Source organism: Acinetobacter sp. 479375 (genome assembly GCF_000581715.1).
GTDB classification, from domain to species: domain Bacteria; phylum Pseudomonadota; class Gammaproteobacteria; order Pseudomonadales; family Moraxellaceae; genus Acinetobacter; species Acinetobacter ursingii.
Map to the genome: position 1 here is coordinate 47,679 of NZ_JEZN01000013.1, position 13,188 is coordinate 60,866.

A 13,188-nucleotide genomic window follows, 5' to 3' on the forward strand; every position below is an offset into this window, starting at 1 on the left:
TACCCCTTATGTATTTGAAGTAGCTTTTTGTTCAGGTTGAACTTTATTTGATTCAGCTATTTTCGCTTTATCAGCATCAGGCTTTTGTACTTGTGCTGGCGTTGCTTTTGATTGCGGCTGATAAGGCTTAGCTGAAACCTTCTGACCCTCTTTCACTTTAGCCACACCATCAACAACTACTTTATCGCCTGCTTTAAGCCCTTCCGTTACAATCCAGTCTGTCCCCTGGACACCCGCAGTCTGAATCTGACGGGTTTCTACCGCACCCTTATCGTTGACCAGCATAGTGGTCGCCTGGCCTGTTGGCGTACGAGTAATCGCTTGCTGTGGGATCAGATAAGCATTCGGAATAACCGCTTGTGTAATTTGAGCGGTTGCGTACATGCCTGGAAGTAATAAATGATTTGGATTTGAGAATACTGCGCGTAGAGTAACACTGCCCGTATCTGGACTTACACTCGCATCTGAAAATGCAAGATGTCCTTCAACTGGATAGGTTGAACCATCCTCTAGGCGGATTTTGACTTTAGTATTATTACTGTTGTCCAGATTGCCTTTGCTTAATTGTTGACGTAAACGTAACAATTCTGCGCTCGATTGGTTGATATCAACATAAATTGGATCTAACTGTTGAATCGTCACCAATGGATCGGTCTGATTCGCAGTAACCAATGCCCCAGCCGTTACAGAGGAACGACCAGATTGACCAGAAATTGGGGAGCGGATAGTTGAGTAACCTAAATCGACTTCGGCATTTTTAACTTGCGCTTTAGCGGCTGTAACCTGAGCTTGCGCAACATTTACTTGTCCAACCAGATCATCATATTCCTGTTTTGAAACCGCATTACTTGAAACCAATTGTTGATAACGATTCATCTTGGTTTTAAGTGAGTTTAGATTCGCTTCCTGTTGTAACAATGCTGCCTTGGCGTTATCTAAAGTGGCACGATTTGTTCTTGAATCCAGTTCATACAATGACTGACCTTCACGAACATAACTTCCTTCTGTAAATAAACGCTTCAGAATCACACCGCTCGTTTGAGGACGCACTTCAGAAACTTGATAGGCTGTTGTACGCCCAGAAAGCTCAACTGTTTGTTCGACATTTTGTGGCTGTGCGACAAGCACACCCACTTCAGTCGGGGGCATTTGCTGAGCTGCACCAGCTTGCTGCGCATCTTTTGGATCTTTGCTACAGCCAACAAGTGCGATACTTGCTGCTAATGTGCAAGCAGTAAGGGCTGGAGCCCAAAGCTTTGCAGACATCATTGTTTCACCTCATTTAGAGCTTTATCTAAAAATAATTTGTTGTTGTTCAACTTGCTTTGTTTCCACAACCAAAGCAGTGAGATCCAAATAAAACCGATACTCCAACCCGCTAATACATCTGTAGGATAATGAACACCTGCATACACTCTTGAGAGCCCCATACTAAGCAGCCAAAAACAGGAAACCATTAGGAAATATAATCTTTTAGGATGATTTTGATAAATCAAGATGACTAAACTGGCAAGAGTAGCCGCGTAGGCACTATGAGCACTGGGAAATGATGCGCCATAGTTGACCACCAGCTGATAGACTTCTGGCGGTCTGGGCCGATTAAAACACCACTTTAATAACCATCCTAAAACAATACTTCCGCTCACACCTATTAAAATGAAGATGAGTGTTGAGTATTTTTTATACCATGCGCAGACTAAACACCAGACCATAGTAAAAAATAATACAAAAGGCATGCCACCTAAATAAGCTAAAGTAATTACAATTTGATTGAGCGTTTTATTTCGGTGTTCATTCAGGATTTGAATTGCATGTAGATCAAATCCTGAGATGACGGGAGAGTATAAACCAAACACACTCAACAAAAATAAAATGCAACCAATACAGAGTATTAGGTAGGGCATGCTTACAACCTTCAGTTTAACCAAGCTTATCGGTTGGAATATGGTTATGAAGTGTACTCGCCAGTACACTTTTTTTCAAGACTAGGTTATTTATACTAATTTCTTTTTTGAAAATATTTAACTATCAGCACACAAATATAACAATTTTAAGTGAATTTTGGCACATTTTCTTCATTATTAGAGCCGAGGCTAGTGTGATGCTGATCCTGACTTGGCTGTACCATCATCCACTTCAAGAGGCTGTTTGGGTGGCCAGAAAAAATCACTAGGACGAGTGAGAAAATGTGTGATTACCAGTTTGGCTAAAGGTTTCCATTGTTCAAAGCGTACCCGACGTGCGCGTAAAGCAACAATAATCGTCAATGTAAAACTGACGAAAAGGTTGGTTAAACCAATCAGCAATACCCCCATAAACGATACGATAATGAGTCCAATATCTGGGGGGCCATTAATACACATCAAACCTTGTATAAAGTTGGCAGAAGCAAACGCAATATGTCGGATATCTAGAGGTAAACCTAAAATAAAGCCTATGGTTCCCATACTCCCGAGCATAATCCCGAAAATAAAATTACCCGAAAGTGCGCCAAGATTACGTTGGATGTAGTCGGCAAATTTATTGAGACGCTCTTGACCCATCCAGTTTGCCAACCGTTGGTGTGCTTTCAACCGTGGGCCGACTTTACGATAGATAGCCATATTGTCAAAATAACCCGCCAGCAAGCCTGATAAAAATAAACACACACCAGCAATAGCGGCATGGGGAATAGCCAGCGAGGTAAAAGGGTTCAAACTATGCAGTACGATATTGGCTTTTGCGTGATTGAGTAATGGTTCATCCAAAAAGTATTGCCACAGATAAGTAATGATGGCAGCCGTAGGAATGGCGATAGAAATATTTCCTAAAATCGCAACAAACTGTGTCCTGATAATATTGATAATCAGGGCTGCCAGTTCTGCAATTTGAGCCGTTCTTGAGCCTTTACGTTGTTGTACAGTCGAAGCAAGCGCAGCCGCAGTCATGGCAGGCTGCTTTGTCGCAACAGTAAAATGCAAAACATGAATCAGAACAAAGCCCAATGAATAGTTCATACTATAAATAAAGGCATGCATCATGGGGGCAAGGGTGAGTCGTGCTGCCAATATTTTCAGCGTTGCCATGATGGCAATGATCACACCTGCACCTGCGGCGGCCCGATACATTTCAAAAAAACCTTTTTTATCGGTACTTACATAGTGTTCACCAGTACGGCTGGCGTTTTCTGTCACTTGTAAGGCGATTAACTCACTGTTTGTGGTCATCAGTGAGCGTACGCTTTTTTCACTATAATGTGCTTCTGTAATATCTTCTAAAAATTCACCCAGTGAGAGATAACGAATTTGGGCATCACCCACCACAATATTTAAAAGTAACTCAATTCGATCCAGACATTGCTCAAGCAAGGACAATAAATAAGTCAGACTCAGACTGACACCGATCCGTTTGGTGGCTCGTCGTATTTTAAGTACAACTTCCCGACATTGCTCAAACATAACAAAGGCTTGAGAGGCATCAGGCGGTTCGAGCACTGCAACTTCGTGACCGGTATAATGCTGCTTTTTAAATTTTTCAATAAAATCGATCACTTCTCGATTTTGCACTAAAAAGGGCGATTCATATTCGGTCAGTTCAGGCTGTGCATTAATAAATTCTGGATATAAGCCAATACCACTGATACGGTAAGATAAAACCGTAATGGCTTTAATCATTTGATCCTGAATGGCACGTTTTTCATCGATATTGCTATTACTTTGCCCAATGATTTCAAAAAGAGCATACCAGTGCTTTTCATCAATCGCATTTAGCCAATATTTGTCACTACGTTGATGAAATACCTTGCCAATCAAGGTACTTAGGTCATGGTCATCCTGAATCAAAGGGAGAAAATGTGCGCCAAGACGTTTGACTAACTGGTTCCAAAAACCATCTAAAGACAATATGCCACTGTCGGCATATAAGCTGGTTTGTTTGTATTGGTTGATTAGGCGTAATAAAAAGCTTTGTAAGGTGTTGGCGGCGTTAGGTCCGATCAGTAAAGACTCGACAAATGCCTCAAACTTATCATTGATTTCATCTTGATCTTTGCTGTCGCTTGGACGAATACGATTGATCAGCTCAATAATAATATGTTCATCTAAAACAGCTTGAGTTTGATCAAGCTGTTGTTGCATTTGAATGTAAAGATCAGATAAATTTATATGCATAGGCAAAAGAGATTATTGAATCCGATGTAAAGCCATTAAAGTTAGATTGGTAAGTGCTTGACGCGCCTCACTATCTGGTAATTGATTTAAAGCATCAAGCGCAGCTTGTGTTTCTTGTTCAGCACGGGCGCGACAATACTCTAAAGCACCCGAATTTTGCACAATCTGGATGACTTGCTCAAGTTGCGTGATCCCACCTGTGGAAATACTTTTACGAATAATGTCATGTTCTTCGCCAGTAGTTTTTTGTAACGCGGCAATCAATGGCAATGTGGGTTTACCTTCCATCAAGTCATCACCGATATTTTTACCTAAGGTTTCTGCATCAGAAGTGTAATCCAAAATATCATCAATAATTTGGAAAGCATTGCCAAAATGACCGGCAAAATGACGTAATGGCTCACGATATTGGGGGGTATTGGCTAAAATCGCTGCGCCTTCGGTGGCCAGTTCAAATAGTCGGGAAGTTTTGCCGTGAATAATATTTAAATAGGTTGTTTCTGTAGTTTCAGGGTCATGTTGCGACTGAAGTTGTAACACTTCACCTTCGGCAATTTCACAGGTTCCTGTTGAAAAGTCCTTGAGTAAGACCATGTCGTTTAGATCGACCAATAAATCAAAAGCACGGGAGATTAAAAAATCACCTACCAAAACCGCCGTTTGATTGTTCCATGTCGCATTGGCTGTTGGGCGGCCACGACGTAAGCCTGATTCATCCACAACATCGTCATGTACTAGCGTCGCGGTATGCAGCATTTCAATGATCGCAGCCAATTTACGATGATGTTCTAAGTCTTGAACTCCACATGCCTGACCTGCCAGCAAACACATGATGGGGCGCATACGCTTACCGCCAGCTTCGACTACATGTTTACTAACCGCCATGACTAAAGCGACTTTTGAGGTAATCCCTTCATTAATAAATGTGTCCATCACAGCAAAGTCATGAGCTACAGGCGCGAGTATATCTTGCTTAAAGTCGATGGCCATATGAAAGGAAACCTCATCAATATATTGGTAATTTGCTCAATGGATTTAAAGCTATAAAATCTTAAACTCAAATGAATGACAAAACACAAGTTTTCATACCGATACAATGGTATAAACGTTTGATGTTAAATATTGTCTAGCCAGCGATAGGGAGAAGCTCCATGTTGAGTGGTTTTATAGTAGCAATTTGTTTTTAAACCTTATTTGCGATTTTACACATATTCAAACGAAATACTAGATTGATTCAGCCGATCATAAAGTTTAACTGTCTTTCTTCTTGTTTTTTTGTTTTAGCTTGCGTAATTTTGCATCAAAATACTTGTTGTTTGCCCAGTTATCCCTTAAAATCTTTCGCCTTATACATCCCAGTGGCGTTCGTTTTAAGATCGATATATCCCTTTATCGACACGACGACACGGGCTTGGTTGGAGTACGTTATGTACGCAGTAATCCAAAGCGGTGGTAAACAGCACCGTGTAGTTGAGGGTGAAACCCTTAAAGTTGAATTGTTGAAAGCTGAAACTGGCTCAACTATTACGTTTGATGACGTATTAATGGTTGTAAATGGTGATAGCATTCAAATCGGTGCTCCAGTTGTTGCTGGCGCAAAAGTAACTGCAGAAGTGGTTGGTCATGGTCGTCACGACAAAATCCGCATCATCAAAATGCGTCGTCGTAAACACTACCGTAAACAACAAGGTCACCGTCAATGGTTTACCGAGTTGAAAATTACGGGTATTGCAGGCTAATCACGAGGAGTAATAGACATGGCTTCTAAAAAAGCTGGTGGATCGACTAAAAACGGTCGTGATTCGAATCCTAAAATGTTAGGTGTTAAAATCTACGGTGGTCAATCAGTAACTGCTGGTAACATCATCGTTCGTCAACGTGGTACTGAATTCCACGCTGGTGCTAACGTAGGTATGGGTCGTGACCATACTTTATTTGCTACTGCTGATGGCGTAGTAAAGTTTGAAGTGAAAGGTCAATTTGGCCGTCGCTATGTAACTGTTGAATCTGTATAAGTTTTAATAGTTTAAAAAACCCGCATCTTGCGGGTTTTTTTATGTTTAAAGCTATTACTTGTTTTACGAACTTGTCTCTTTAGCCTGATTGCGAATAAATCGATGATGTTTAATGTCGTCATAGGCTTGTAAAATTTCATCATAAGTATTCATGACAAAAGGACCTTGACCATTGATAGGTTCACCTAATGGCTTTCCTGAAAGTAAAAGTAATTTACTGTGATGCAATGCCGTGATTTCAATATTGTCTCCATGACTCGACATCACAGCCAACGCTTGCTCTTCTAAAAGCTCATCTTGTTCGGTAAATTGTATCTGACCATGACGCAAATAAAGCAAAGTGCTGTCCCCATGTTGGGCAGGCAAGATCAGGTGCTGTCCTTGACGTAGATCAATATCTAAAACAGTCATTGGACTGTAGGTCAGTGCGGGACCCTGTACGTGTTGGTATTGTCCTGCAATGACTCGAACTGAACCTGCCTGTTGAGCCAATTCAACCTTTGGAATATCGGCATTTTTTAAACTTTGATAACGTGGCTCGGTCATTTTATCTTTAGTGGGTAAGTTGACCCAAAGTTGTACCATTTCAAAAGCTCCACCGTGCTCACGAAAAGCAGAACTAAATTGTTCGCGGTGCATCACGCCAGAGGCCGCAGTCATCCATTGTACGTCGCCTTTTGCAATGATTCCGCCACTGCCAGTAGAATCACGATGTTCTAACTCACCTTCAAACATAAAGGTTACGGTTTCAAAGCCGCGATGTGGATGTTCATTTACACCACGACGTTTATTTGGCGGACTTAATACGCCAGGACCTAAATGATCCAACAATAAAAAAGGGGAAACGGTATTGCCTAGTTCATGATAAGAAAACACGGAAAGTACAGGGTAGAAGTCACCGACTGAAAAACGGGTATCGTTGCGATGAATAAATGCAAGGCTTTTCATAGGTGAACTCCATTATTTTTAATCTATTGTCATCTGTTTAGCATATGACTTTTATCCAGATAAGATCAGTCCGTATAATAGAACACTGTATTTTAATTTTGATATCTCCTCTCATAATAGTTCGGTATCTAATTGAATATCTTTATCTTGTTATTTTCTTCATAATGCAGTGATTTTTGTACATAAAATTGTGGTTGGAGACATTAATTACACAAAATCCATGTGTTTCTCCACAATTTTAGTTTTCAAAAACAGTAAGATATCGATATAACAGTAAAAACTGATTAGAGGTTTTATTTTATGATTTCCGTAAAAAAAGTGGCATATGCATTAACTCTAAGCGCCAGTGTGGTTGCACCTGTCATGAGCGCAACTGCTTTTGCGGCCACGGCAGCTTCGGAACAGCAAGCGACCTCAAACCTAGTGAAACAATTGAGTGGTATGCAAAGTTTATCTGCCAATTTTGAACAAACGACAAAAGCCACCAATAATACCCGTGCGCCAAAAAATAAAGGTCTAACCGCACAACATATGAATCAAACCTTTAAAGGGGTGATGAAAGTAGAACGTCCGGGTAAATTCTTCTGGGAAACGACTTCACCCTCAAAACAAACGATTGCGACAACAGGTAAAACCGTCTGGATTTATGACCCTGATTTACAGCAAGCGGTACGCCAAAATCTGGATGATCAGGTTGCCAATACACCTGCGTTATTGTTGTCAGGCAATACCAATCAGATTATGCAATCTTATCGTGTGACTCAGCCCGATAGCAGCAAAACTTATTACACCTTATACCCTAAAGATAGTGAAGGTGCTTTTCAAAGTCTGACCATTAGTTTTGGTGCAAATAAAGCCCCAAGTTTGATGATTTTACAGGACTCTTTGGGCCAAACGACTTATGTGCGTTTTAATAATGTGAAGCTAAATCCATCGATTCCCGCTTCGACTTTCAATTTCACCCCTCCAAAGGGAACAGATATTATTGATCAATAATATCTCGTTGATTTCCAGAACATCGTTTTAATTAACCGCTCATTTTGGGCGGTTAATTTTTTGATGGATCGTATAGATACATATTTTCAATGTTCAGTATAAATAGAGCTTTGTATAGTAGATCAAAATGAACATCGAAAACGATCAAAAGGGGCGGCAATGTCTGCACGACACTTTAAAACAACATTATTGATTCTGCCATTTTTAAGCGCTGTATTTCTCACTGTGGGCTGTCAGCCAAAAACGGAGAGTAAAAAGGAAACTTCGACTGAAACCAAAGTTGCAAAAGTTAGTATTCCTGTTATTCAGTCGAAAGTAGTCGCCGTCAAATTACCGAAAAATAAGCTGTGTCTGGAAGACGGCTGTACCGAATACAACTTTCAGACAGTCGAAACCAATCAGCCATGGATCAATGAATATTTTATCAATCGTATAAAAAAAGCAGATCCAAATGCTTTTGACAATATTCAGGATCAGCAAGTCAAATTACCAGAAGGTATGCCACAAGATGGTCAAAGCATCATGTTCGTGCGTTATTTAGGACAAAACTATAATTTGGCTTCATTTCAGTTATATAGCTATACCTACTCAGCGGGCGCTGCACATGGGATGCATCATGAAGAATATGTCATTTTTGACTTGAATAAGAAAAAGCGCGTGAGTGTTGCAGACTTACTGAAAGAAGGAAGCGATACAACTGTGCGTGATCGCTTATATAGCTTTAATCAAAGCTGGCTGGAAGAACACAATATTAGCAAAGATAAATTTCAACTGAGCGATAACTTCTACTATGGTAATGAAGGCATTGTCTTTGTGTATCCACTGTATGAACTGGCTTCTTATGCCGAAGGTTTAAGTGAATTGACATTACCTTATGATCAGGCCATAGATGTAGTCAAACCTGAATATTTACCTAGTCAGCCTGTGCTACCTAAAGAATAATCAATACCTGAAAGCTAAAATCATGATTTGTAAATATAGTCACTTCATAGTGACTATATTTTTTGCTGTGAAGCACTTACACTATAGGCAGTTTTTCTTTGCAACTTATGATTGGCTATGATCGACCCAAAATTACTCAGAAATAATATTGAAGCTGTAAATCAGGCTTTGGCAAAACGTGGTGTACAACTTGATCCTGCTGAATGGGCATCTTTGGAAGCGCGCCGTAAAGAGTTTCAATCCAAAACTGAAAGTTTACAGGCAGAACGTAATTCTGGTGCTAAACAGGTAGGTCAGATTAAAAAAGCAGGCGGTGATGCCTCTGAGATCATGGCGCGTATGCAGGCCATTGGTGATGAAATTAAGGCAGCAGAAGTTGCTTTAGCAGAATTACAGGCTGAAATTGAAGACAAAGCACTGAGTATTCCAAACTTGCCAGATGATTCTGTGCCAGAAGGCAAAGATGAAAATGACAATGTGGAAATCTCAAAATGGGGAACACCACGCCAGTTTGATTTTGAAATAAAAGATCACACCGATTTGGGTGAGTGGATGGGCGGTCTTGAATTTGAAACCGCAACCAAGTTGACGGGATCACGTTTTAGCGTATTGAAAGGGCCTTTAGCTCGGTTACAACGTGCTTTAACGCAATTCATGCTAGATACTCATACCTTAAAAAATGGTTATACCGAAGCGTATGTACCGTATTTGGTCAATGCAGATTCATTACGTGGTACAGGTCAACTGCCAAAGTTTGAAGAAGACTTGTTCAAACTACAAGGCGAAAAAGAATATTACTTAATCCCCACTGCTGAAGTCCCTGTGACCAACTTTGTGCGTGACGAAATCATTGATGCAGATCGTTTGCCGCTTAAATATGCGGCGCATACGCCTTGTTTCCGTAGTGAAGCTGGTTCTTATGGACGTGATACCCGTGGTTTGATTCGTCAACATCAGTTCGATAAGGTTGAAATGGTGCAAATCGTTAAACCAGAAAATTCGATGCAGGCATTAGAAGAATTAACAGGTCATGCTGAGGGAATCTTACAGGCACTTGGCTTACCTTATCGTAAAATTCTTCTTTGTGGCGGGGGTATGGGGTTTGGTTCAACCAAAACTTACGATTTAGAAGTGTGGGTGCCAAGTCAAAATACCTATCGTGAAATTTCAAGCTGCTCAAATATGGGTGACTTTCAGGCACGTCGTATGATGGCACGTTATCGCGCGGATCAGAAAAAAACTGAATTGGTACATACCTTAAATGGTTCTGGTTTGGCGGTAGGTCGTACTTTATTGGCGGTGATGGAAAATTATCAACGTGCTGATGGCTCGATCGAAATTCCAGAAGCATTACGTCCTTACATGGGCGGTACAACTTATATCGATTAATCAGATCGATATCTATTGTGCATGATTTTTGCTTTAACCTACCCAAAATCAAGATGTAGAGGTCGGCTGTGGAAATTCTTCCAATTTCACTTAAGTTGCAACAGCAACGTTGTCTGATCGTGGGTGGGGGGCATATTGCCTATCGCAAAGTACTATTACTGGTCAAGGCGGGTGCAATTCTTGATGTAATTGCACCTGAAATTGAGGAGCAACTTCAAACTCTAGTTGAACAAAGCCAAGGGACACTGTATTTAAAAGTATTTGAAGACAGTGATTTAGATCAGGCTTATCGTTTAGTCATTGCGGCAACCAATAATGCTGCGGTTAATCAACGTGTGTTTGAGCAAGCCGAACTCCGAAATCTCTTGGTGAATAGTGTGGATGATATTCCCAACTGTCGTTTCATGATGCCTGCGATTATTGATCGTTCGCCATTAGTGATTTCTGTCGCCTCAAATGGGGCTTCACCTGTCCTATCACGTCAGTTGCGTACTCAGATTGAAACACTGGTTCCACATGGTATGGGGAAACTCGCTGAGTTCTCTGGACAATGGCGTACCCGCGTTAAGACCAAGATTACCAATCCAGATGAGCGCCGTATTTTTTGGGAAGAACTGTATGTCAGTCCGCTTAAAGAACAGGTGTTTCATGACAATCTGGAAACCGCCAATCAAATGATGGCACAGGCGCTTTCTGAATGGACTGCGCCTAAAGGTGAGGTCTATTTGGTGGGTGCTGGGCCGGGTGATCCAGAGTTATTGACTTTAAAAGCCTTGCGTCTGATGCAACAAGCAGATGTAGTCATTTATGATCGCTTGGTTTCTCCTCCGATTTTAGAGCTTTGCCGCCGTGATGCCGAAAAAGTCTATGTGGGTAAGGCACGATCCAATCACAGTGTACCGCAAGATGGCATTAATGCTTTACTTGTTCAATACGCACAATCAGGAAAACGTGTCTGCCGTTTAAAAGGTGGTGATCCCTTTATCTTCGGACGCGGTGGCGAAGAAATTCAGGAATTATTTGCAGCCGGTGTTCCGTTTCAGGTGGTGCCAGGTATTACCGCAGCATCAGGCTGTTCAGCTTATGCGGGTATTCCACTGACCCATCGTGATTATGCGCAAAGTGTACGTTTTCTGACCGGGCATCTAAAAGAAGGTTCGCCAGAACTACCGTGGAATGAACTGGTGTATGAAAATCAGACGCTTGTGCTGTATATGGGATTAGTCGGGCTTGAGCATATTTGCCAGCAATTGATTGCACATGGTCAACGTCCTGATATGCCTGTCGCTTTGATTTCTAAAGGAACAACTCCTGAACAAAAAGTAGTGGTCGGTACACTCTCTGATATTGCATCTAAAGTTGCCGAATACCATATCCATGCACCAACTTTGACCATTATTGGTGAAGTGGTCAGTTTGCGTGAACAATTGCAATGGTTATAACCCGAATTGTTCCAATTATTTAGTAGAGAGACTTTGTGATCCACGTTGTATTGTTTGAGCCTGAAATTCCTGCCAACACGGGTAATATTATTCGTTTATGCGCTAATACAGGTGCGCAGTTACATTTGGTCAAACCTTTAGGCTTTGAGCTTGATGATAAAAAAATGAAACGCGCAGGATTGGATTATCACGAATATGCGCGGATGAAGATCTGGGACAATATTGAACAATGCCTTGAATATCTTAAAGCGCATGGAATTACTGAATCTGAAGTTTTTCCATTAACCACCAAAGGCAGTGCGACACTACATACAGTTGATTTAAATCGTTCGGTTGCATTATTGATGGGACCTGAAACGCGCGGTTTGCCTGAGCATGTGCGTTTAATGTTTCCACAAAAAAACTGGATTCGTTTACCGATGGCAGAAAACTCACGCAGTCTGAATTTATCGAATGCAACGGCAGTGATTGTCTATGAAGCATGGCGGCAACAAGGTTTTCAGCCTTTATCATAAGAAGATTTAAATATCTCCATAAGGACTTGCAACCACAATGACATAACCGTCAGGGTCTTTAAACCAGACTTCGCGATGGTTGGCATTTAAATTGGCTTTCGGTTGTTCCAGAATGTTGACTTGATGTATCTGGTAAACGCTGTATCAAGTCATCAAAATCAAAGGTTTTAAATCAGAGCACAACACCATTACCTTTGGCGGCATCAGGATTGCCCAAATAAGGGTGATGATGCGCTTGCCATTGGTGTAGCTGTAAAACCATTTCACCTTGTTTGTTCAGCAGTTGTTCGTATTCAGTACCGCCATGACCACTTTTAAGTGCAAGAACCTGTTGATACCACTGACTACTCAGTTCGACATTTTGAACTGCAATTAAAGGTTGGGGTGTCATTCTATCTCTCTTTTTTATGATGTCGCTGTGCTTTGAGATAAATCATAATTTTGTTGTGCTTTAAGAACAGCTTCAATATGCGTTTCTGCCCATCCTTTGAGTTGTAAAGCTGTTTGCGAAACATCGCGACCTAAATCGGTTAAACGGTATTCGACGCGAATGGGTGAACTGTCTTGTACTTGCCGAAGGATAAAACCATCTCGTTCCAATATTTTAAGTTTCTGCGATAAAACTTTTGGAGAAATCCCTTCAATTTTTTTCTTGAGCAAATTGAAATGAATCGGTTGTTCTTCCAAGACATTTAAAATCAAGAGTACCCATTTATCTGCAATTTTTTCAAAAAAAAGACGTGCAGGACAATTTTGACTATAGACATTATATCCGCAGGCAGAATTCACGACT

General features: G+C 41.0%; 13 protein-coding genes and 1 pseudogene. 7 read left to right on the plus strand and 7 right to left on the minus strand.

Features of this window, described 5'->3' with window-relative positions; translation table 11 throughout:
* Positions 1–6: 6 nt before the first annotated feature.
* The 4 genes from J500_RS11425 to sdsA all read right to left on the minus strand — a co-directional run bounded on the left by J500_RS11425 (position 7) and on the right by sdsA (position 5,138).
* Positions 7–1,269, minus strand: a complete 1,263-nt coding sequence (locus tag J500_RS11425) for an AdeA/AdeI family multidrug efflux RND transporter periplasmic adaptor subunit (protein ID WP_034699697.1) — start codon at positions 1,267–1,269, stop codon at positions 7–9.
* Positions 1,266–1,904, minus strand: a complete 639-nt coding sequence (locus J500_RS11430; protein ID WP_034699700.1) for a phosphatase PAP2 family protein — start codon at positions 1,902–1,904, stop codon at positions 1,266–1,268. The genes J500_RS11425 and J500_RS11430 overlap by 4 nt, the downstream gene beginning before the upstream one ends.
* Before the next feature lie 189 nt (positions 1,905–2,093).
* A complete protein-coding gene (locus tag J500_RS11435; protein WP_034699702.1) occupies positions 2,094–4,148 on the minus strand; it encodes a site-specific recombinase in 2,055 nt (684 codons plus the stop codon).
* Positions 4,149–4,160: 12 nt separating this feature from the next.
* Positions 4,161–5,138, minus strand: a complete 978-nt coding sequence (sdsA, locus tag J500_RS11440; protein ID WP_034699705.1) for an All-trans-nonaprenyl-diphosphate synthase — start codon at positions 5,136–5,138, stop codon at positions 4,161–4,163.
* A 437-nt stretch (positions 5,139–5,575) separates the two neighbouring features.
* On the opposite strand from sdsA, the gene rplU reads away from it, so the two are divergent.
* Together rplU and rpmA are read left to right on the plus strand one after the other, a co-directional pair.
* On the plus strand, positions 5,576–5,887 hold the full coding sequence (gene rplU, locus J500_RS11445) for a 50S ribosomal protein L21 (RefSeq protein ID WP_004664501.1): 312 nt from the start codon (positions 5,576–5,578) through the stop codon (positions 5,885–5,887).
* 18 nt (positions 5,888–5,905) lie between these two features.
* Positions 5,906–6,163 carry a 50S ribosomal protein L27 gene (gene rpmA, locus J500_RS11450; RefSeq protein ID WP_004929519.1) on the plus strand — a complete coding sequence of 86 codons (258 nt, stop codon included), beginning with the start codon at positions 5,906–5,908 and terminating at the stop codon, positions 6,161–6,163.
* Positions 6,164–6,226: 63 nt separating this feature from the next.
* Here rpmA and J500_RS11455 read toward each other — a convergent pair whose 3' ends face one another.
* The gene (locus J500_RS11455; protein WP_004996474.1) at positions 6,227–7,111 is read right to left on the minus strand and encodes a pirin family protein; all 885 of its coding nucleotides are present in this window, start codon (positions 7,109–7,111) and stop codon (positions 6,227–6,229) included.
* A gap of 300 nt (positions 7,112–7,411) precedes the next feature.
* Between J500_RS11455 and lolA the strand changes: the two genes are divergently transcribed.
* The 5 genes from lolA (at position 7,412) to J500_RS11480 (ending at position 12,395) form a co-directional block, all read left to right on the plus strand.
* Positions 7,412–8,107, plus strand: a complete 696-nt coding sequence (lolA, locus tag J500_RS11460; protein ID WP_004996475.1) for an outer membrane lipoprotein chaperone LolA — start codon at positions 7,412–7,414, stop codon at positions 8,105–8,107.
* Between the two features lie 159 nt (positions 8,108–8,266).
* Complete coding sequence (locus J500_RS11465; RefSeq protein ID WP_004996478.1) at positions 8,267–9,049, plus strand: RsiV family protein; 783 nt, start codon at positions 8,267–8,269, stop codon at positions 9,047–9,049.
* Positions 9,050–9,166: 117 nt separating this feature from the next.
* Positions 9,167–10,438: a serine--tRNA ligase gene (gene serS / locus J500_RS11470; RefSeq protein ID WP_034699712.1), complete on the plus strand. Its 1,272-nt coding sequence runs from the start codon at positions 9,167–9,169 to the stop codon at positions 10,436–10,438.
* Between the two features lie 68 nt (positions 10,439–10,506).
* The gene (cysG, locus tag J500_RS11475; RefSeq protein WP_004996481.1) at positions 10,507–11,880 is read left to right on the plus strand and encodes a siroheme synthase CysG; all 1,374 of its coding nucleotides are present in this window, start codon (positions 10,507–10,509) and stop codon (positions 11,878–11,880) included.
* Positions 11,881–11,915: 35 nt separating this feature from the next.
* Complete coding sequence (locus J500_RS11480; protein ID WP_004996482.1) at positions 11,916–12,395, plus strand: tRNA (cytidine(34)-2'-O)-methyltransferase; 480 nt, start codon at positions 11,916–11,918, stop codon at positions 12,393–12,395.
* Between the two features lie 6 nt (positions 12,396–12,401).
* Here J500_RS11480 and J500_RS11485 read toward each other — a convergent pair.
* Together J500_RS11485 and J500_RS11490 are read right to left on the minus strand one after the other, a co-directional pair.
* Positions 12,402–12,786: pseudogene (locus J500_RS11485) on the minus strand (VOC family protein).
* 14 nt (positions 12,787–12,800) lie between these two features.
* A complete protein-coding gene (locus J500_RS11490) occupies positions 12,801–13,184 on the minus strand; it encodes a winged helix-turn-helix transcriptional regulator (RefSeq protein WP_004996486.1) in 384 nt (127 codons plus the stop codon).
* Positions 13,185–13,188: the final 4 nt, after the last annotated feature.